Genomic DNA, 19,763 nt, shown 5'->3' on the forward strand with positions numbered 1-19,763 from the left:
GGTGTGGTAACGGTCGCGCCTGTGGCCGGAACCGCGCCGATCATCCTTCCGTTCAGCTTATAGGCGGGGCGCAGCGCCTCGCCTTTTGGTGTTCGAACAAAGGAATTCCACGATGATCGAGTCGATGGAGAAAAGCCCCGCAGGTGTGGTCGGTCTGATCGCCTCCGGCACTGTTCTTAAACATGATGTGACCGAGGCGATGCGCCTCGTCGGGGCCGCGGATCGGATGATGGTGGTCGTCGCGCCGCGCTTCGATGGCTACATGGCGGAACTGATCGGCGGGCTGCGTCAAAGCTGCGAAGACGGTCAGGCTGGGCGCTGTGCGCTGGTCGTGCCGGAGGATATGCGCTCCGAGGCGAGCATGCAGGGCGAGGGCGGCGCATTTCGCATCTTCACCGCGCAAGGAGAGGCGGAAAGCTGGCTCGCCTCTTAACGCAGGCCGATCTCGGACAGTGCCACGGCAAGCTCGCGGGGCAGGGCCTCTTCGCGGTCGCGACCTTTGGGCAGGTCGCGGGGCGCATCATCGGGGCTCAGGTAGCGCCAGCCCTGGAACGGGCGGCGCGACAGGGCCTCGGTGCGGACAACCTCGCGGTCGAGCACGATCGCGCAGCGCGCGATCCCGTCCGCGCCCATCACTTCGGACAGTTCCAGAATGCGTTGACGTGCCAGCACCGCGCCCTTGAAGACCCAGTATAGCGACCCGCCGTTCAGGATCTCGTCCGCGCGCTTCGGCCACATGCGCGTCACATGCATGGCCGGGCCTTTGCCATAGCGGCTGGCCTGCCACGCGATCAGGTCCTCGACCTTCTCGGCGCCGACGCACAGTTTGATCAGATTCACCACTTTGTCACCCATGCCCCTTAATTAGGTTTTCGGTCCCGCGACGGCAATGTCCGATTTGCGTCTGGTCATGCGAAGAGGCCTTAGGTATAGTGTCAGCCCGCCCCCGACGCACGATATGCGGAGGGGGCGCTCGATTTTTACCTCACTCGAACTGCTGCCAACGAGGACCTCATGAGCCGTTTTGCCGCCCCGATTGCCGAACAGATCTGGGACATGAAATACCGTCTGAAGGAACAGGACGGGACCCCGATCGACGCGACCGTCGAGGATAGCTGGCGTCGGATCGCGCGCGCCTTGGCCGAGGTCGAGGATAAGCCCGCGAAATGGGAAGAGAAATTCTACGGCGCGCTGGAAGATTTCAAATATCTCCCCGCAGGCCGGATCGCCGCAGGTGCCGGCACCGGCCGCGCGGTGACGCTGTTCAACTGCTTCGTCATGGGCACGATCCCTGACAACATGGGCGGCATCTTCGACATGCTGAAGGAAGCCGCGCTGACGATGCAGCAGGGCGGGGGAATCGGTTACGATTTCTCGACCATCCGTCCGCGTGGCGCCGAAGTGAAGGGCGTCGCTGCCGATGCGTCCGGCCCTCTGAGCTTCATGGACGTCTGGGACGCGATGTGCCGCACAATCATGTCGGCGGGTTCGCGTCGCGGCGCGATGATGGCGACGATGCGCTGCGATCACCCCGATATCGAGAGCTTCATCACCGCCAAGCAGGATTCGGCCCGTCTGCGGATGTTCAACCTGTCCGTGCTGGTGACCGACGCGTTCATGGAGGCCGTGAAGGCCGATGGTCCGTGGGATCTGAAATATGGCGACAAGGTCTATCACACGCTGAACGCCCGCGATCTGTGGAACAAGATCATGCGCGCGACCTATGACTACGCCGAGCCGGGCGTGATCTTCATCGACCGCATCAACAAGATGAACAACCTCAACTATGTCGAGCAGATCGCCGCGACCAACCCCTGCGGCGAGCAGCCCCTGCCGCCCTATGGCGCGTGCCTGCTGGGCTCGATCAATCTCGCGCGGCTCGTGACGAACCCGTTCGAGGCCGATGCGGGTCTGGACCCGGAGCAGCTCGACGAGATGGTGCGCCTAGCCATCCGCATGATGGATAACGTGGTCGATGCCTCGCGCTTCCCGCTGGAGCAGCAGCGCGAAGAGGCGCAGAACAAGCGTCGCATCGGTCTGGGCGTGACCGGTCTCGCCGACGCGCTTCTGATGCTGGGCCTGCGCTACGGCTCGGAAGAAGCGGCGGCGCAGACCGAAGCCTGGATGAAGCAGATCGCGCGGGCGAGCTATCTCGCGTCGGTCGATCTGGCCAAGGAAAAGGGGCCGTTCCCGCTCTTCGACGCAGAGAAATACCTCGCCTCGGGCAACATGATGCAGATGGACGATGACGTCCGCGAGGCGATCCGCGAGCACGGTATCCGCAATGCGCTGCTGACCTCCATCGCACCGACCGGGACGATCTCGCTTTACGCGGGCAACGTCTCCAGCGGTATCGAGCCGGTCTTCGCCTATGCCTACAAGCGCAAGGTGCTGCAGCCCGACGGCTCGCGCACCGAGGAAGAGGTTGTCGATTACGCGGTGCAGATGTGGCGCGACAAGTTCGGGGACAAACCGCTGCCCGACTATTTCGTCAACGCCCAGACCCTCGCGCCGATGGATCACGTCCGGATGCAGGCCGCTGCGCAGAAATGGATCGACAGCTCGATCTCCAAGACGATCAACTGCCCCGAGGACATCCCCTTCGAGGCGTTCAAGTCGGTCTATATGGAAGCCTGGGACACCGGCTGCAAAGGCTGCACCACCTACCGTCCGAACGACGTGACGGGCTCGGTTCTCAGCGTTTCCGAGAAGTCCGAAGACGCGCCGGAAGTCGATGAGGGCGCCGATGTGGTCTACCTGACCGAGCCGCTGGACCGTCCCGCGGCGCTGGAAGGCTCGACCTACAAGATCAAATGGCCGGGTTCGGAGCACGCGATCTACATCACGATCAACGACATCGTCCAAGGCGGCCACCGCCGTCCCTTCGAGGTCTTCATCAACTCGAAGAACATGGAGCATTTCGCCTGGACCGTGGCGCTGACCCGGATGATCTCGGCGGTGTTCCGGCGCGGCGGCGATGTGTCCTTCGTGGTCGAGGAGCTCAAAGCTGTGTTCGATCCGCGCGGCGGGGCCTGGATGCAGGGCAAATACATCCCCTCCATCCTCGCGGCGATCGGCGGCGTGATCGAGCGGCACATGATCTCGATCGGCTTCCTCGAAGGCGAAGGGCTGGGCCTGAAATCCGACCCCGAGGCCGACCGCATGGCCATCGGCGAAGCCCCCCGCGGCAAAGCCTGCCCGTCCTGCGGCTCCTACGCCCTGCGGATGGTCGAAGGCTGTATGACCTGCGCCGATTGCGGCCACTCCAAATGCGGCTGAGCCGGGTGAGTTGAAGCCAAAAAAAGTAAATGACTGCGCAGGCGAAAGCATAAGCCTGCCCACGGGCCGCCCAAGCTGGTCAATGAATGATCCCAGGGCGTCAGGCTGAAACAGGAACGGGGCGAGGATGCACATCCTCGCCCCGTTTGGTTTTCGCTTGTCTCCTGCGTCAGAACTGCTTGGACAGTCTCAGCGAGATACTGTTGCTGTGGCTGTTCGACCCCGAGGTGTTGCGCAGGTCGATGCTGAGCTGCGTGCCCCCCTCGAAGGCGATATTCGTGCCCAGCCCGATCGTCAGCAGGTCCTCATCGGATTGCGGCAGGTTCAGCACATATTGCGAGCCGTTCACCAGATCCGCATAGCTCATCCCCGCGGCGATATCGCGGTTCAGCACCCGGTTATATTCCAGCCGGAAGTTCGGCGAGACCGTCCCGAAGCTCGTTTTTCGGGTGAAGCCGCCGCGCAGGCCGAAGTCGAGCTGGGTCGAGCCGAAGCTTTGACGGTCGAAGCTCAGCGCATCGGCCGGGTCCGCAGTGCGCTCGGTAAAGGCATTCAGATGCCCCGAGATCACCTGCATCCCCGCATAGGGTGAGAGCATCCAGTTATCCTGCCGGAACTCCATCCCGGTGCGAACCTGTGCGAAGACCTGAGAACCCTCGCGCGAACCATAGGCCATATCCGGCCCGCCCGAGATCGCGCGGCGGCTGTCGAAGCCCAGCGTGCCATAGCCCGCCAGCACATCGACAAAGCCGCGTTCGCCGGTGCGGAAGGTCCCGTAGACCACCGCGTTCACGCTATGCCCGCTGGTCTTCGAGCCATCGCTGCCGATATCCGAACGCCCGTTGCCATAGCCAAGCCCGAGCCCGAGGATCGCGTCCGCGCTGGGTTGGTAGTCGAGACCCGCGCTGAGCCCGTTGCTATGGAGGTCGATCGCGCCGTCCTTCGTCAGGTTCAGCGTGCCCGCCGTCCAGATCGCGGTTTGCGGGCCGAACAGGTTTTCGGAGGTGCCGCTGGTCGAGACGGATGGGGTCGGCGTAGCAGCTGCGCCACGCGTAGCCCCTCGACTCGGCGCGGGCGTACCGCCCGTCTGGGTCTCGAACGGATCGACCGGGTCGGCAAAACCGCGCGCGCGGGTCACGCTGGGAATGCCGAGACGCGCGCCGAAACTGTCGCGCAGGCCATTGCCGTCGCGCAGCGCTTCGAGATGCGAGGAGAAGTTCCCGATCTGCGTGCGGGCGAATTGCATCGCCATCGTGTTCTGCGCGGTCACGATCCCGATCACATCCGGATCCTGTGTCGGATCGGGGGCCACCTCGACCAGAACCGTCAGCGTGGCGCTGCCCGGCGCGTAGCTCGCATTGCCGGCGGTCGTGCCGGTGATCTGGCAGCTACCCGCCGCGACCGGCGTGACCACGGCGCCGCTAAGCGTGCAGACCGAAGGTGTCGCGTTGCTCAGCGTCACGGTCAGGCCGGAGCTCGCCGTCGCGGTGGCTGCGAAAGGCGCACTGCCGATCCGCACCGGAGAGCTGACCGGGGCGAAGGTGATCGTATCGGTCTGGCGCGCCACGGTGGCGGTGATGGTGTAGCTTTGCGTCGCGATCCCATCGGCTGCGGTGGCTACCACGGTGATCGTGTTCGCCCCCGTCGCCAGCGAGACCGGCGCCGAGGCGCTGCCCGAGGCGGTCGCATTGCCGTTCACGGTGAGGCTCGCGCCGCTATCCGTGGCCGTCGGCGTGACGGTTATCGAGCCCGTGCCATAGGGCAGGTCCACCGAATAGCCGCTCGTGCCCGAACTGAACACGGGGCTCAACGTGCCCTGGCTCACGCTCAGCGCCGAGAGCGTCGCGACATTTGACAGATAGGCGAACTGATCCGCGCTGGTGGCGCTCGAGGTGCCGCCCGGCGCGGTCACGCTTACATGCACCGTGCCGGTGCCCGAAGGCGCGGTCGCGGTGATCTGGCTGTCGGAATTGACGGTGAAGCCGCTCGCGGCCTTCCCCCCGAAGCTGACCGCCGTCGCGCCGGTGAAATCGCTCCCCGTCAGCGTGACGGAGGTGCCGCCGCTGGCCGACCCCTGTGCCGGGCTGATCGCGGTGATCGTGGGGGCGGCGCGCTGGATCGCGATGGTGATCGTGGCGCTTTGGAAGCTCGCATTCGGTGTGCTTGAATCATGGCCGCTTACGGTGAAGCTGTAGCTGCCATTGGCGCTGGGCGTGCCGCTGAGCGTGCCGGTGGATGAGAGCGATAGCCCCGGCGGGAACGAGCCGGTCTTCGCGGCTGTGTCGAACGTGTAGGGCCCGGTGCCGCCCGAGACGCTCAGCGTGGCCGAGTAGCTCGTGCCGACCTGCCCATCCGACAGCGCGCCCGAGGTCACGGTGAAGGTGGGCGCCGAGACGGTGATCGTGACCGTCGCAGGGGCGGAGGTGCCCGTCGCGTTCGTGCCGGTATAGGTGAAGCTGTCCGCGCCGTGATAGCCCGCCGTGGGCGTATAGCTGATCGTGGTGCCGCTCACCTTGGTCGAGCCGTGGCTGGGCCCCGAGGCGACCGTGACCGATGTCGCCGCGCCGCCGGAGAAATTCAGCGGCACCGCGGTGTCGGTCGAGCCATATCCTACGGTGAGGCTCACGGCATTCGCGGTCGGCGCCGCCAGCGGCGAGACGCTGTTCGACGCGGCCGAGGCCGAGCCGGTGCCTGCAGAGTTGGTCGCGGTGACGGTGAAGCTGTAGCTAGTGCCGTTCGTGAGGCCCGACACGGTAATCGGCGAGCCGGTCCCGGTTCCGGTGAGCCCGCCCGGCGTGGAGGTCACGGTGTATCCGGTGATCGTCGCGCCGCCGTCGGAACCGGGTGGGGTGAAGCTGACCTCGGCTTGACTATCGCCCGCCTTCGCGGTGCCGATCGTCGGCGCGCCCGGTACGACCGCGTTCACGGCGAAGTTCTGCGTGACGGTCGGGGCGGGATTATAGGTGCTGTCGCCCGCCTGATCGGCGTCGATCGAGCAGGTGCCCCCTGAGACGAAGGTCAGCGCGCCACCTGCGGTGATCGTGCAGACTCCGGCGGTGGTCGAAGAGAAGCTGACCGGCAGGCCGGAGGACGCGGTTGCGCTCAGCGTCGGCGAGGTGCCGTAATCCTGCGCGCCCGGATTGGCGAAGGTGATGGTTTGGCCCGCCGTCGGCGTGACGCTGTTCGAGGGCGCTGAGAACCCGGCCGATCCGTAGCCGTTATCGGCGCTGACCGTGAACGTATAAGCCGTACCGGCGGTCAATCCGTTGACGGTGATCGACGTGCTGGTGCCATTCGCGGTTTTGTTTCCAGGTGAAGACACCACCGTGTAATCCAGGATCGGCGCGCCCCCGCTGTCGGTGGGTGGGGTGAAGCTGACGGTGGCGCTCTCGACGCCGGCGACGGCTGTGACATTCGTCGGCGGAGGGGTCGTGGTCGGGTTGACCGTGAAACTCTGCGTGACGGTTTGCGCCGCAAGATAGCTGCCATTGCCCGCCTGATCGGCGTCGATCGAGCAGGTGCCCGCCGAGACGAATGTCAGCGCACCGCCCGAGGTGATCGTGCAGACGCCGGTGGTGGTCGAAGAGAAGCTGACCGTCAGGCCGGACGAAGCGGTTGCGCTCAGCGTCGGCGAGGTGCCGTAGGTCCGCGCGCCCGGATTGGCGAAGGTGATCGTCTGCGCGGCCTTCGGGGTCACCGCGTTCGAGGCGCTGGAGGCCGGGCTCGTCCCGACGGAGTTCGCCGCTGTGACGGTGAAGGTATAGCTGGTGCCGTTCGCGAGGCCCGTTACCGTAATCGGCGAGCTAGCCCCGGTTCCGGTGAACCCGCCCTGCGTGGAGGTCACGGTGTATCCGGTGATCGTCGCGCCGCCGTCGGAGGCGGGCGGGGTGAAGCTGACCTCGGCTTGGCTATCGCCTGCCGTCGCGGTGCCGATTGTGGGTGCGCTTGGCACGACCGCGTTCACGGCGAAGCTCTGCGTGACGGTCGGGGCGGCGTTATAGGCGTTATTGCCCGCCTGATCTGCATCGACCGAGCAGGTGCCCGCCGAGACGAATGTCAGTGCACCGCCCGAGGTGATCGTGCAGACACCAGTGGTGGTCGACGAGAAGCTGACCGTCAGGCTGGACGAGGCGGTTGCGCTCAGCGTCGGCGAGGTGCCGTAGGTCCGCGCGCCCGGATTGGCGAAGGTGATCGTCTGCGCGGCCTTCGGGGTCACCGCGTTCGAGGCGCTGGAGGCCGGGCTCGTCCCGACGGAGTTCGCCGCTGTGACGGTGAAGGTATAGCTGGTGCCGTTCGCGAGGCCCGTTACCGTAATCGGCGAGCTAGCCCCGGTTCCGGTGAACCCGCCCTGCGTGGAGGTCACGGTGTATCCGGTGATCGTCGCGCCGCCGTCGGAGGCGGGCGGGGTGAAGCTGACCTCGGCTTGGCTATCGCCTGCCGTCGCGGTGCCGATTGTGGGTGCGCTTGGCACGACCGCGTTCACGGCGAAGCTCTGCGTGACGGTCGGGGCGGCGTTATAGGCGCCATTGCCCGCCTGATCTGCATCGACCGAGCAGGTGCCCGCCGAGACGAATGTCAGTGCGCCGCCCGAGGTGATCGTGCAGACGCTCGTCGTAGAGGACGTGAAGCTGACCGTCAGGCCGGACGAGGCGGTTGCGCTCAGCGTCGGCGAAGTGCCGTAGGTCTGAGCGCCCGGATTGGCAAAGGTGATTGTCTGCGCGGCCTTCGGCGTTACTGCGTTCGAGGGGTTCGAGGCTGGGCTCGTCCCGAAGTTATTCGTCGCGGTGACGGTGAAGGTATAGCTGGTGCCGTTGGTGAGGCCGTTCACCGTGATCGGGGAGGCGGTCGTGCCAGTGCCGGTCAACCCGCCCGGCGAGGAGGTCGCGGTATAGCCGGTGATCGGGTCGCCGCCATTCGAGGCCGGGGCAGAGAAGCTGACCTGCGCGCTGCTATCGCCGGCCGTGGCCGAGACATTCGTTGGCGCATCCGGCGCGGTCGCGGGGGCCGGGAAGGTGAAGGTGACGGTGTAGGTGGTATCGGTTGTGGTATTTCCGCCCGACGAGACGCCCGATGCATAATAGAGCGTGACCGGAACTCCGCTGGCCGGATAGGTCGTGGGGGGCGTGTCCAGAGTGACAGAGTAGGTGTTGAACACCAGATTGCCACCGAGGCTCGGATCGCTTGAAGAGGGGCCGGGAGTGATCGTGATCTTCGCCCCTGAGGCCGGATCCGAAAAGGTTTTAGGGGTTGGGCTATTGCCCGCCGCGATGGGTTGGGCCGTAATTGGGTAGAGGTTCGCGTTGAGGCCGCTGGCGTCGAACAGGCCCCAGCGGACATCGCCGCATTCCGCACTCACGTCGAGCGTCTTTGTCGAACCCTGCCCGCCATCCAATAACAGCGTCGTGCCGGTGCCGCAGGCGGCCAGAGAGGCGCTCGCCCCGGCGGTTGTCAGAAGCACGCCTGCCAGAAGTCGCAAAATGAAAATCCGGAGGGTCGAAATTCGCGTTATGCGAGAAAATCGGTTGGATGCCTGATTGACGGCGCATGCAATGCGACCGCTCAGCGTCAATGCCCTGAACATATCTTGTTGTCCCCACTGAAATTGCAGCGTGGCCCGGACGCATCAATGCAAATCGTCTGAAAATCCCCGTGGGGCAATTGGTAAAATAATGCGCGAGTCTCTGCTCCCTGATGTTGACGCTATGTCGCGTATTAATTTTCGTCAATCTTTAGCGCGTATTGCCGAGATCTTGCCGAAATGTGCCGACAGGGCTGTGGCGCGAAGAGCGCAGTCGCCGGGTGGCCAGGGACGCCATCTGCAGCGCTCTCGCGCGCGCATCGCGAGCTCCCGTTTGGGTAATTTGTCAATATAGGAACACAACACATAGTTGTAAGTTGTCGCAGGACATGTTCGCCCGTAGCCTCGCCTTAGAGGAGAATTCAAGGGAACAGTTCGATGGAACCATTTCTGGGCATGATCATGCCCGTAGCCTTCGATTTCGCGCCGCAGGGCTGGGCGTTGTGTAATGGACAGTTGATGAGCATCGCGCAGTATTCTGCGCTTTTCTCGCTTCTCGGGACCGAGTTCGGCGGGGACGGGCGGACCACGTTCGGCCTCCCGGATCTTCGTGGGCGCAGCCCGCGCGGTGCCACCATGCAGGCGCGCGGGCAAAAACTGGGAAGCGAGGCGGTCACGCTCACGGACGCCACGATGCCCAGCCACAGCCACCCTTTCGTGGCCTCGCAGCTGGCGATCGCGGGACGCGCGCCGATTGCGCCCGACGACATGGTGATCGCTTCGGGCAATATCCCCGCTGGCAATCTCTATGGCAGCGCCGAGGCGCCGGTCGCGCTGGCGCAGACCAATATCGGTCACACGGGCGGCGGCATCGCGCATCCCAACATTCAGCCCTCGCTTTGCGTCAATTACGTCATCGCCCTCCAGGGCATCTTCCCGCAGCGCGCGTAAAGCGCGCAACGGATCCGCCGGAACGGAGAGGATATATTCATGGACCCCATTGTCGGACAAATCACGCTGTTTGCCTTCCCGCGCACGCCGCGCGGCTGGCTCAGCTGTCAGGGGCAGTTGTTGCCCATCAACCAATATCAGATGCTGTTCTCGCTTATCGGAACCCAATATGGCGGCGACGGCGTCACGACTTTCGGCGTGCCGGATCTGCGCGGGCGTATTCCGCTCGGCATGGGACACGCGCCGGGGCTCTCGGTCTACAAGGTCGGCGACAAGGTCGGGGAGGAGACGGTCACGCTGAGCGTCGCGGAGATGCCGTCGCATTCCCACGCGATCCAGGCCTCGAGCCAGAGCCCGGCAGCCAACGCGACCGCCGTGCCCGGCCCGGAGGTCGAGTTCGCGACCGCAGATGGCACGGGTGTCACGCGCTACTCGGCCCAGCCCGGTGGCGCGCCCGCAACGCTGAATCCGGCCTCGATCGGGTCGAGCGGTGCGTCCCACCCGCACCAGAACATGATGCCGACCACGGTGATGAACTACTGCATCGCCTATGACGGTATTTACCCGCCGCGCTCGTAAGCGCGCCCGGTCTTTTCGGAAAGGACAGGATATGGAACCCATTCTTTGCACGGTTATGCCATTTCCCTACAACTTCATCCCTCAGGGCTGGATGCCGTGTGACGGTCAGCTTTTGCCGATTTCGCAATACCCGCCCGTGTTCTCGTTGATCGGGACGACCTATGGCGGGGACGGGCGCACGACCTTCGGGCTGCCCAATCTCAACGGAGGCAGTGGTTCGCCGTTGAGCGTTGTTGCCGGGCAGGGCGCAGGGCCGGGGCTTACCCCTCGCGCGCTCGGCCAGCATTTCGGCAGCGATACGGTGACGCTGACCGAAGCCGATCTGCCGCCGCATTCGCATTCGCTTTCGGTGTTTCCCGAAGGCGCGGATGCGAGTGCCGCGCCGACTGCGGGCGATACGTGGATCTCGACGGGGGCCAATGGCTATACCGGCACGCCGATCCAGGATGCGACCAGCTTCGCGCCCGGCGCGATCGCACCCACTGGCGGCAGCCAGCCGCATGAGAACGACCAGCCGACGCTAGGGCTCGTCTATTGCATCGCCATGCAGGGAATCTACCCGAGCTTCGACTGAAAACGCCGCGCGCCCCGCGAGGCGCGCGACCTGCAATTCAAAGGGGCGGCCGCAGCGCGGCGCGCCCCTTTTTGCTGGGATCAGGTGCCGTGAGAAATCGCGACGCGCTCCGACCTGATCCGAACCCCTTGCCGAAGCGGCTCAATCCAGCGTCTGCCGGTAGCGCAGCATCGAGATCAGCATGATCGCCGCGCCGATGATGAGGATCGCCCGCAAGTCGCCGGTAATGTCGGCCAGATGGGCGCCTTTGAGCATCACCTTGCGCACGATGCGCAGGAAATGCGTGGCGGGGATCGCCGAGCCGATCACCTGCGCCCAGCCGGGCATGCCGGCGTAGGGGAACATGAAACCCGAGAGCAGGATGGTGGGCAGGATTGTCATGAAGCTCGCCTGCATCGCTTGCATCTGGGTGCGCACGAGGGTCGAGATCAGGAAGCCGAGGGCGAGGTTCACCACTATATAGAGGTTGAAGCCGATGAAGAAGGCCAGCCCCGATCCGAGGAACGGCACCCCGAACAGAAGCTTCCCGGCGATCAGGAACACGACGGTCTGGATGTAACCGATCACGACATAGGGCAGGATCTTGCCCAGCATCACCTCGAGCGGCCGGACCGGCGTGGCGATCAGGGTTTCCATCGTGCCGCGCTCTGTCTCGCGCACGATCGCGATTGCGGTGATCAGCACCATCGTCATCGCGAGGATCACGGCGATCAGGCCGGGCACGATGTTCAGCGAGGTCTTGCTCGCCGGGTTGAATTGCTTGTGCACCACGACCGAGAAGGGCGGGGGCTGGCCTGCGACCGGGGCGAGGGGGCCTTGGAAGGTCTGTTTCACCGCAGTGTCGATGATCCCCGACAGCGCGCCGACTGCGGTGCCCACGGCCGTCGGATCGGACGCGTCGGCGCTGACGAGAAGCTTTGGCGACAGGCCCCGCACGATGTCGCGCTCGAAATTGGGTGGGATGACCACGACGAAATTCGCGGTGCCGTCGCGAAGCGCCTGATCGCCTTCCTCGGCGCTGGTGACGATGCCCTCAAATTTGAAGTAATCCGAGGTCTCCATGCCCGACAGCACCGCACGCGCCACCGGGCTCTCATCGGCCATCTCGATCAGGGTCGGCAGGTGGTGCGGGTCGGAATTGATGATGTAGCCGAACATCACCAGCTGCAGGATCGGGATGCCGATCATCATCGCGAAGGTCATCCGGTCGCGCCGCATCTGGATGAATTCCTTGTAGAGCACCGCTCCGAAACGCGATACCGAGAACCAGCTCATGCGGAGGGGCCTCCGTTGACACCGAAATTGTCGGCCGCTGTCGCCATCAGGTAGATGAAGACCTCCTCAAGCTCGGCCTCTTTCTTCTCCCATTTGCGCGCGTCGTTCTCTCCGCTCTTTTCAGCGACGACCGCGTCGAGCCCGGCGCTGTCGGTCGAGGACACATGAAGCTGGGCGCCGAAGCGCGCGACCTGCTCGACCCGCGGATCGGCGCGCAGCTCTTCCTCGAGCTGGATCAAGTCGGGGCCGGAGACCCGCCATGTGGTCAGGCCGACCTGATGCGGGATCTCGGTCGCCGGGCCGTCGATCAGCTTCTTCCCATAGGCGATATAGGCGATGTAATCGCATTGCACGGCCTCATCCATGTAATGCGTCGAGACCAGCACCGTGACGCCCTGTTTGCTGAGCTGGCGGATTTCGTCCCAGAAGTCGCGCCGCGCCTTCGGGTCGACCCCGGCTGTGGGTTCGTCGAGCAAGAGGAGCGCGGGCTTGTGCTGCATGCAGGCGGCCAGCGCCAGACGCTGTTTCCACCCCCCCGACAAAGTGCCCGCCAACTGCTTGCCGCGCCCTTCGAGGCCAAGGGTCCGCAGGGTCTCGTCCACCACCTTCTTGCGGTTCTTCACCCGATACATCCGCGCCATGAAGTCGAGGTTCTCGCGGATCGTCAGATCGCCATAGAGCGAGAACTTCTGGGTCATGTAGCCGACGTTTTCCTTGATCGCGCGCGCGTCCTTGTGGATGTCGTAGCCAAGGGTGTGACCTTCGCCGCCATCAGGGGTGAGCAGGGCGCACATCATCCGGATCGTGGTGGTTTTGCCCGAGCCGTTGGGGCCGATGAAGCCGTAGATCGCGCCTTTGGGCACCGACATATCGACCGCGTTCACCACCTTCTTGCCGTTGTAGATCTTCGTGAGCCCCTTCACGACGATCGCGGGCTCGCTCCGGTCGCTTACGCTGTCGGCGGGTGTCGTGCTCATTTCAACCGCCTCAGGCTGACCGGCTGGCCCGGCAGGAGCGACACGCCCGCCGGGATGCGCGCCTCGGCCCGGAATACGAGCCGCGAGCGTTCTTCGCGCGAATAGATGATCGGCGGCGTGTATTGCGGCTCGGAGGCCATCTTGCTGATCGTCACCTTGATGCCCGGATCGCAGCCGTCGCATTCCATCTCCAGCTGATCGCCAATGGCGAAATCCGCGCGCTCGGCCTCGGGCAGGAAGAACAGGACCTTGAGCGCGTTCGGCGGCAGGATCGACAGCACGGGCGCCCCGGCTGCGGCCACTTCCCCGGCCTTGTAATAGACCGTCTCGATCCGACCGGCCACGGGGGCGGTGACCGTCATGTCATCGAGCTGCGACCGGGCGAGATCGGCATCGGCCTGTGCCGCCTCAAGCGTTTTCTGGGCGGCCAGAACCTGCGCACTGCGCGCGGGCAGGGCGGCCACTTCGAGCTGGGCCTTGAGCTGGGCCACCTGCGCCTCGGCCTCTTCCAGAGCGGCGCGGTCGACATCCACCTTGGCCTGGGCGACGATCTCGCGGGCGAACAGATCCTCGGTGCGTTTCAGCGCGGATTCCGCGAGATTACGATGCGCGATGGCTTGCTCCAGCGAGGCCTTGATCACCTCGATCTCGGGGTCGCGCGAGCCGGTTTCGAGGTTGTTCAGATTGGCGCTCGCGGTCCCGATCTTGGCCTCGGCGGCGCGTACTGCCGCCTGCTGTTTCGTCGAATCCATATCAAACAGGAACTGATCTGCCTTCACGCTGTCGCCTTCGATCGCCGCCAGCGTTTTGATGCGTCCGGTGACCGAGGGGGCGACATAGACATATTCGCCCTCCACATAGCCCGAGTAATGCGGCACCGGGGCGTCCCCATAGCCGGGAATGATCGCGGTGAGCAGCGCGCTGATCCACGCAACAATGGTATCAAGCATCGGTCGAACCCTCCGGTGACAGGAAAACGCCGTGGAATAGAATGTCGAGGTGGTTCTCGATCAGCTGATCGAGCGACAGCCCGTCCTCCGGCACGACGTCGAAGATCTCCGCAAGAAGGAGATGGACGACGATCGGGCCTATGATCGAGCGCAGGGTCAGTTCGGGATCGACCGGGCGCAACTGGCCCGAGGCGATGCCCTGTCGGATGATTTCGGTGGCGGCGGGCAGGACGTGGTCGAACACCTCGCGCCGATACATCGCGGCGATCTCGGGGGCGACGACGGCCTCGCGGATCACGACCTTCGGGACCGCCAGAACCTTCGGATCCCCCAGCGAGGTCGCGATCAGCGAGAACAGCGCGCGCAGCGTGGCGCGCGCGTCTTCCGATGTCAGATCGACAAGCGCTTGCGCCCGCGTGGCGATCGGAGACACCGCCCGGCGCACCAAGCCTTCGAGGATCGCCTGTTTCGACGGGAAATAGAGATAGACGGCCCCCTTCGAGAGACCCGCCGTCTTGGCGATCTGCGCCACCGACGTATGGGCGTACCCCTTTTCATCGAACAGCGAGAGCGCCGCGTCGAGCACCTCGTCAGGCCGCGCCTCTGCGCGACGTCGAAATTTGGGCTCGGGCGAGTCGGGATCCGTCATGGGCAAAAAATAACTGACCGGTCAGTCAGTAGCAAGAATTTTGACTCAGCCCCCTATGTCTTTCGACAATTTCAAGGAAAAGGCGAGGGGCTAGGCCCGACGCCGTTGGTCTTTCGCGGAAGTTGAGGGAAAAATCGCTCAAGGCGAGCAGGCACGGTTGCGCCATGCTTCGCTCAGAGTTGCGCCGCCACGAGCTCGAGCGCCACGATGGCGCGCGGGGCTTTGGGGCAAGCCTGTCTCAGCTTTCCTTGGTCACACGGTGGCGAAGCCAGACGATCCCATTCTCCAGCGTCTCGGTCTGCACCAGCTCCAGAGATTGCACGGGGCCAGTGCCTTGTTCGTAGATCGCAGGCGCGCCGCTATTGCCGTCGATCACCGGCAGGATCAGGGTGCTGGTCGCGTCGATCAGCCCCTTGGCGAGGAAGGTGCCGTTCAGCGTGCCGCCGCCTTCCAGCAGCAGCCGGTCGATCCCGAACCCCTCGGCGATGCGGCTCAGCGCGCCCTCGATGTCGTCCCCGTCGGGACCGCTGAACACGACCGAGATTCCGCGCTCTATCAACCGTTCGACATGGGCCTGCGCGACGCGCTCGGAGAGCACGATCGCCAGATGGTCGCCCTCGAGTTCGTCCGTATCCGGCAAGAGTCGCCCCTTGCGGTCGAACACGACGCCGAGGGTGCGACCCGCCAGATCCGCCAGTCGATCGGGCCGTGCGGTGGGCGCGGGGTCGAGCATCGGCTCGACATGCGGCACCCAGCCTTCGAGCGAGGCGCGCCCGATGATCCAGCCTTGCCCCTCCAGACGCGCACCGACCGCATCGTAGATCTTCAGCAATTCGTCTTCGGAATAGGGCCACCCTTCGGTCTTCAATCGTCCGTCGAGCGTAGTGATCATATGGCAAGTGATATGCGGCCGGGGCATTGCGGGGCCTCGTGCTTTGAAAAAAATTGGGAAGACGAAAGAGAAGGCCGAGCCGCGCAGACCCGGCCCTCAAGGTCAGCCGTTATAGTCTTCGTCGGCGACTTTCTCGAGCCAGGTGACCGGCGAGCCGTCGATGCTCTCCTGCACCGCGATATGGCTCATCGCGGTCTCGGACGAGGCGCCGTGCCAGTGCTTTTCGCCTGCCGGGAACCACACGACATCGCCTTGGCTGATCTCTTCGACGGGGCCGCCTTCGCGCTGAACGCGGCCGCGCCCGAAGGTGACGATCAGGGTCTGGCCCGCCGGGTGGGTGTGCCATGCGGTGCGCGCGCCGGGCTCGAAGGTGACATGGCTGCCCGAGGTGCGGCCGGGCTCTTCGGCCTGAAACAGCGGATCGACGCGGACGGTGCCGGTGAACCAGTCTTCGGGGCCCTGCATCGAGGCGTTGGTGCCGGAGCGAATGATTTTCATGGGAAAACTCCTTTCTTGGGGTAGGGGCGCGCGGGCTTAGCCGCGCAGTTTTTCGAAACGATAGGTCAGGGCGGGACCGCCGGGTTGCCCATAGGCTAGCTCGGCGGTGACCATTGCAAAGGGTTCGACGAAACGCCCGGTGCGCAGCCCGCCCGCATCAACCGGCGTAAAGCCGATATCTTCGATCAGCCCGCGGGCGACGGATTTCGCGCCTTCGTCATCGCCGTAGAACAAAAGCTGTGGCGGGTCGGCCTGTCCCTTGCGGGCGAAGACCGGGGCGAAGCTCTCGGAGGGAGAGGTGTTGAATGTGGCCACCCAGCGCGCATCGGGGCGCATCGTGGCGAGTTGCTCGGCCCCGGAAGTCTTGGGGCCGAGCACGAGATCGCTATTGCTCGTATCGAGCGGAACACAGCAGTTGAGCACCACCTGGCCTGCCATGTCGCCAGCCTGAGACAGAACATTCTCGACCCGGCTCCAATGCACGGCGAGCAGGATCGCATCCGCATCCGCGACCGCCTCGGAGACGCTCGTCGCCCGCCCGCCGGTCTCGGCGGCGAGCCGGTCCAGCTTGGCCTGGCTGCGCGAATAGGCGAAGCGCAGCTCGTGGCCGCATTGCGCCCAGATCCGTCCGAGCTTCGCGCCCATCAGTCCAGATCCGAGAATGGCGATCTTCATGGCAAGGTCCTTTATTCGGCGCGTTTCTCGAAGACGTCCTTGGCCACCGGCAGGGCGGAGAAGACCTTGGGCCAGCCCGCGTAGAAGGCCAGATGCGAGAGCATCGCGCCCGCTTCCTCCTGCGTCAGCCCGTTATCCATCGCGCGGTTGAGGTGGAAGGTCATCTGCTCGGGCTGGCCCGCCGCGATCAGGGCCGCGACGGTGACCATCGACCGGTCGCGCGGCGCGAGGTCGGGACGCAGCCAGAGGTCGCGGAACAGAAGCTCGCGCGTGTTGTCGACCACGCCCATCGAGACGTCGCCATAGGTGCCGCGCACGAAACTCTCGCGCGATTCCTCGGCCTCCTCATCGAGCGGCAGCAGATCGACCTCTGCGCCGGGAAGGCTGTCCGCGGCGATCCCGCGCGCCTCATAGACCGGGGCCATCGCCTCGGCCGCGGCGGTCGCATTGCCCCAGCCGGTGTAGAAGGCGAGATGGGTGACGGTTTCCGACAGTTCGGCCGGCGTCACGCCGCTATCGAGCGCGAGTTCGACGAAACGCTGGAGGTTTTCGGTCTCGTGGCGGGTCATCAGCGCCGCGAAGGTCACGAGCAAACGGTCCCGCATGGACAGCTGTTCGCCGGTCCAGACCGAGCCGAGAAGGTCATTGGTGGAATAGGCCTCGAGGGCGGGGGCCGCGCGGCCAACGGCGTCGGGGATAGTGCGATCGAGCGCCTCGCCGGAGGCCGAGGACGCGATCAGAGCGAAAGCAGAAGCTGCAAAACGGGTTTTCATATCATCTCTCCTGTCGGGTTGATCTTGTCCTTCAGAGATGGGGGAGGCGGCGTTCAGGTTAATGCCGCATCAAGCCAAGTCACTCATGAGCGAGATTCATCGAAAGGCCTGAGAGGCACCGCCGGGACAGGCCCGGCGGTGCGATGGTCTGGTTTAAAGCTGCCCGCCATAGACGGGGAACATGCTCGCCTCGCCGTAATCCTTGATCTCCTCGATCGATTTCAGCGCCTCCATATCGGCGTCGGAAATCTCGAAATCGAGCGCCGCATTGGAGCGCATGTGATCGGGATTGGCGGTCTTCGGCAGCGCGACCATGCCCAGCTGCAGCACGTAGCGGATCGACAGCTGCGGGACGCTGACGCCGTATTTCTCGGCCATCGCCTTGATCTCGGCATTGTCGAGGATCTGGCCGTGACCGATCGGCGAATAGGCCTCGGCGACCATGCCGTTGCTCTGGATGTAATCGATCAGTTCGAAGGGTGTGTTCGACACGTGCGCGAGGATCTGATCGATCATCGGCTTGACCTTTGCATTGTCGAGCAGGTTGTCGAGATCCGACTTCTCGAAGTTCGACACGCCGATCGCGCGCAGCTTGCCTGCCTCGTAGGCTTCTTCCAGCGCGCGCCACGCCTCGAGGTTGCCCTCGAAATAGCCATCGTCACCGTGGAACTCGCTCCAGGGCTTCGGGCTGTGAATGATCATCAGGTCGATCTTGTCGAGTCCAAGCGTCTCGAGCGAGCCGTCGATCGCGGCTTTCGCGTCAGCATAGTTCTTGATGCCCGCGTCGAGCTTCGTGGTCAGGAAAATCTCGTCGCGCGGAACACCGCAATTGCGGATGCCTTCGCCGACGCCACGCTCGTTGCCATAGGCCTGCGCGGTATCGATATGGCGATAGCCCATCTCGACGGCGGCCTTCACCGCATCGGCCACCTTGTCATCGTCGATCATCCAGGTGCCAAGGCCCAGTTTCGGGATCTCGACGCCATTGGGGAGGGTAAGGGTTTCGTTCAGGATCATGTCTGGCTCCTTGCATTGGAGTGCGCCGCGCCCCTCATTTTTCAAGAGCACGGCTTCGGTTCATGTCCTGCAATCTATGGCGCACTGGGCCAGAGGATAATCGGCAGAATTTTTATAGCACTCATGAGCTGGAAACATGAATGCGCACGTTCATTCACCCAAGAGTGATAATAGGGGGCCGATCAGCTCCGCTCGCGCAGCGCTTCCAGCACAGCCCCGAAAGCCGAGGAGGGGCGTTGGCGGCTGGGGTAATAGAGGTGAAATCCCGGGAAATAGGGGCAATATTCCTCGAGGCAGGCTTGCAGGACGCCACTTTCCAGATGCGGGGCGGCCAGCCGGTCCGGCACCAGCGCCAGCCCGTGCCCATCCAGCGCCGCGTGCTGCACCAACCCGATCGTGTTGAAACAGGCCTGACCGGAGACCTTCACCCGGATCTCGTGGCCCTCGGCATCCTCGAATTCCCACGCATAGAGCGCGCCATGCGTCGCCAGCCGCAGGTTGATGCAATTATGTTCGCTCAGATCATGCGGGGTCTGGGGCACGCCCGCCGTTTCGAAATAGGACGGCGCGCCGACACAGAGCATCCGTTCGTCCGGGCCGATCCTTGTGGCGATCATCCCCTCGCTCACGCTGTCGCCATAGCGCACCCCGGCATCGCATTGCGCCGAGGCCAGATCGGTGAAGCCGTAATCCATCACCAGTTCGACATTGATCGACGGGTATTGCTTGAGCAGCGGCGAGAGCTTCGGCCAAAGCACCGTCTCGATCGCGTAATCGGTAGAGACGATGCGCACGGTGCCCGTGGGCTGGTCCTGCGCGTCATCAAGCGCGCGCAGCCGTGCCTCGATCATCTCGAAACAGGGGTTGAGCGTGGCCAGAAGATCCTCGCCCTCGAGCGTCGGCGCGACCGAGCGCGTGGTGCGCGTCAGCAGCCGCAGCCCCAGCCGCTGCTCCAGCGCCTTGATCGTGTGGCTCAGCGCCGATTGCGACACGTTGAGCCGCGCCGCGGCCTTGGTGAAGCTGCGCTCTTCGGCGACGGCGGCCAAGGCGATCAGATCGTTGATATTCTCGCGCAGCATGAGGGAGGCCTCGCTGAATGTTGGTGTCGCCATCGGGCGGGTCTCCCTCACGATATATGCGCGTGGTTCATGACGTC

17 protein-coding genes are annotated in these 19,763 nt (G+C 64.5%); 5 read left to right on the forward strand and 12 right to left on the reverse strand.

The genetic code is table 11. From position 1 onward, the window contains the following. The first annotated feature begins 112 nt into the window (after positions 1–112). A complete protein-coding gene (locus tag BMI85_RS14335) occupies positions 113–433 on the forward strand; it encodes a hypothetical protein (protein ID WP_078601754.1) in 321 nt (106 codons plus the stop codon). Here the strand turns inward: BMI85_RS14335 and BMI85_RS14340 are convergent. After that, entirely contained in the window at positions 430–855 is a 426-nt protein-coding gene (locus BMI85_RS14340; RefSeq protein ID WP_078547697.1) for a DUF1489 domain-containing protein, read from the reverse strand. The two genes, BMI85_RS14335 and BMI85_RS14340, sit on opposite strands and share 4 nt — an antisense overlap. A 159-nt stretch (positions 856–1,014) precedes the next feature. Here BMI85_RS14340 and BMI85_RS14345 point away from each other — a divergent pair, with 159 nt between their 5' ends. Beyond that, positions 1,015–3,279 carry an adenosylcobalamin-dependent ribonucleoside-diphosphate reductase gene (locus tag BMI85_RS14345; protein ID WP_078542871.1) on the forward strand — a complete coding sequence of 755 codons (2,265 nt, stop codon included), beginning with the start codon at positions 1,015–1,017 and terminating at the stop codon, positions 3,277–3,279. Positions 3,280–3,448: 169 nt separating this feature from the next. Here the strand turns inward: BMI85_RS14345 and BMI85_RS14350 are convergent, their stop codons facing one another. Then, entirely contained in the window at positions 3,449–8,737 is a 5,289-nt protein-coding gene (locus BMI85_RS14350; RefSeq protein WP_210402361.1) for a fibronectin type III domain-containing protein, read from the reverse strand. Between the two features lie 498 nt (positions 8,738–9,235). Between BMI85_RS14350 and BMI85_RS14355 the strand changes: the two genes are divergently transcribed. The 3 genes from BMI85_RS14355 to BMI85_RS14365 are packed head-to-tail and all read left to right on the forward strand — an operon-like array spanning position 9,236 to position 10,901. Continuing rightward, the gene (locus BMI85_RS14355) at positions 9,236–9,748 is read left to right on the forward strand and encodes a tail fiber protein (protein ID WP_078601756.1); all 513 of its coding nucleotides are present in this window, start codon (positions 9,236–9,238) and stop codon (positions 9,746–9,748) included. 39 nt (positions 9,749–9,787) lie between these two features. Then, positions 9,788–10,327, forward strand: a complete 540-nt coding sequence (locus BMI85_RS14360; protein ID WP_078601757.1) for a tail fiber protein — start codon at positions 9,788–9,790, stop codon at positions 10,325–10,327. Between the two features lie 31 nt (positions 10,328–10,358). After that, a complete protein-coding gene (locus BMI85_RS14365; protein WP_078601758.1) occupies positions 10,359–10,901 on the forward strand; it encodes a tail fiber protein in 543 nt (180 codons plus the stop codon). A 141-nt stretch (positions 10,902–11,042) separates the two neighbouring features. Here BMI85_RS14365 and BMI85_RS14370 read toward each other — a convergent pair whose 3' ends face one another. The 10 genes from BMI85_RS14370 to BMI85_RS14415 all read right to left on the reverse strand — a co-directional run bounded on the left by BMI85_RS14370 (position 11,043) and on the right by BMI85_RS14415 (position 19,719). Then, positions 11,043–12,176, reverse strand: coding sequence for an ABC transporter permease (locus BMI85_RS14370; RefSeq protein WP_078601759.1), 1,134 nt, complete (start codon positions 12,174–12,176; stop codon positions 11,043–11,045). Then, on the reverse strand, positions 12,173–13,153 hold the full coding sequence (locus BMI85_RS14375) for an ABC transporter ATP-binding protein (RefSeq protein WP_078601760.1): 981 nt from the start codon (positions 13,151–13,153) through the stop codon (positions 12,173–12,175). Before BMI85_RS14375 ends, BMI85_RS14370 begins: the two co-directional genes overlap by 4 nt. Next, entirely contained in the window at positions 13,150–14,103 is a 954-nt protein-coding gene (locus tag BMI85_RS14380; protein ID WP_078601761.1) for an HlyD family efflux transporter periplasmic adaptor subunit, read from the reverse strand. Before BMI85_RS14380 ends, BMI85_RS14375 begins: the two co-directional genes overlap by 4 nt. After that, the gene (locus BMI85_RS14385) at positions 14,096–14,752 is read right to left on the reverse strand and encodes a TetR/AcrR family transcriptional regulator (RefSeq protein WP_078601762.1); all 657 of its coding nucleotides are present in this window, start codon (positions 14,750–14,752) and stop codon (positions 14,096–14,098) included. The genes BMI85_RS14380 and BMI85_RS14385 overlap by 8 nt, the downstream gene beginning before the upstream one ends. Positions 14,753–14,990: 238 nt before the next feature. Continuing rightward, the gene (locus tag BMI85_RS14390) at positions 14,991–15,671 is read right to left on the reverse strand and encodes a dihydrofolate reductase family protein (RefSeq protein ID WP_078601763.1); all 681 of its coding nucleotides are present in this window, start codon (positions 15,669–15,671) and stop codon (positions 14,991–14,993) included. Positions 15,672–15,746: 75 nt separating this feature from the next. Further along, positions 15,747–16,142, reverse strand: a complete 396-nt coding sequence (locus tag BMI85_RS14395) for a cupin domain-containing protein (protein WP_078601764.1) — start codon at positions 16,140–16,142, stop codon at positions 15,747–15,749. A gap of 36 nt (positions 16,143–16,178) precedes the next feature. Further along, entirely contained in the window at positions 16,179–16,817 is a 639-nt protein-coding gene (locus BMI85_RS14400) for an NAD(P)-binding domain-containing protein (protein WP_078601765.1), read from the reverse strand. Between the two features lie 11 nt (positions 16,818–16,828). Next, entirely contained in the window at positions 16,829–17,590 is a 762-nt protein-coding gene (locus BMI85_RS14405) for a carboxymuconolactone decarboxylase family protein (RefSeq protein WP_078601766.1), read from the reverse strand. Positions 17,591–17,743: 153 nt separating this feature from the next. Then, on the reverse strand, positions 17,744–18,607 hold the full coding sequence (locus tag BMI85_RS14410) for an aldo/keto reductase (RefSeq protein WP_078601767.1): 864 nt from the start codon (positions 18,605–18,607) through the stop codon (positions 17,744–17,746). A gap of 182 nt (positions 18,608–18,789) precedes the next feature. Continuing rightward, the gene (locus BMI85_RS14415; protein WP_246832565.1) at positions 18,790–19,719 is read right to left on the reverse strand and encodes a LysR family transcriptional regulator; all 930 of its coding nucleotides are present in this window, start codon (positions 19,717–19,719) and stop codon (positions 18,790–18,792) included. Positions 19,720–19,763: the final 44 nt, after the last annotated feature.

This window comes from Thioclava sp. DLFJ4-1 (assembly GCF_002020145.1).
In the GTDB taxonomy this organism is placed as follows: domain Bacteria; phylum Pseudomonadota; class Alphaproteobacteria; order Rhodobacterales; family Rhodobacteraceae; genus Thioclava; species Thioclava sediminum.

Coding starts and splice junctions, on each gene's coding strand:
- BMI85_RS14355 (WP_078601756.1), top strand. CDS start 9,236: ATGGAACCATTTCTGGGCATGATCATGCCCGTAGCCTTCGATTTCGCG.
- BMI85_RS14345 (WP_078542871.1), top strand. CDS start 1,015: ATGAGCCGTTTTGCCGCCCCGATTGCCGAACAGATCTGGGACATGAAA.
- BMI85_RS14390 (WP_078601763.1), bottom strand. CDS start 15,671: ATGCCCCGGCCGCATATCACTTGCCATATGATCACTACGCTCGACGGA.
- BMI85_RS14365 (WP_078601758.1), top strand. CDS start 10,359: ATGGAACCCATTCTTTGCACGGTTATGCCATTTCCCTACAACTTCATC.
- BMI85_RS14385 (WP_078601762.1), bottom strand. CDS start 14,752: ATGACGGATCCCGACTCGCCCGAGCCCAAATTTCGACGTCGCGCAGAG.
- BMI85_RS14370 (WP_078601759.1), bottom strand. CDS start 12,176: ATGAGCTGGTTCTCGGTATCGCGTTTCGGAGCGGTGCTCTACAAGGAA.
- BMI85_RS14340 (WP_078547697.1), bottom strand. CDS start 855: ATGGGTGACAAAGTGGTGAATCTGATCAAACTGTGCGTCGGCGCCGAG.
- BMI85_RS14335 (WP_078601754.1), top strand. CDS start 113: ATGATCGAGTCGATGGAGAAAAGCCCCGCAGGTGTGGTCGGTCTGATC.
- BMI85_RS14395 (WP_078601764.1), bottom strand. CDS start 16,142: ATGAAAATCATTCGCTCCGGCACCAACGCCTCGATGCAGGGCCCCGAA.
- BMI85_RS14375 (WP_078601760.1), bottom strand. CDS start 13,153: ATGAGCACGACACCCGCCGACAGCGTAAGCGACCGGAGCGAGCCCGCG.
- BMI85_RS14400 (WP_078601765.1), bottom strand. CDS start 16,817: ATGAAGATCGCCATTCTCGGATCTGGACTGATGGGCGCGAAGCTCGGA.
- BMI85_RS14415 (WP_246832565.1), bottom strand. CDS start 19,719: ATGGCGACACCAACATTCAGCGAGGCCTCCCTCATGCTGCGCGAGAAT.
- BMI85_RS14410 (WP_078601767.1), bottom strand. CDS start 18,607: ATGATCCTGAACGAAACCCTTACCCTCCCCAATGGCGTCGAGATCCCG.
- BMI85_RS14380 (WP_078601761.1), bottom strand. CDS start 14,103: ATGCTTGATACCATTGTTGCGTGGATCAGCGCGCTGCTCACCGCGATC.
- BMI85_RS14360 (WP_078601757.1), top strand. CDS start 9,788: ATGGACCCCATTGTCGGACAAATCACGCTGTTTGCCTTCCCGCGCACG.
- BMI85_RS14405 (WP_078601766.1), bottom strand. CDS start 17,590: ATGAAAACCCGTTTTGCAGCTTCTGCTTTCGCTCTGATCGCGTCCTCG.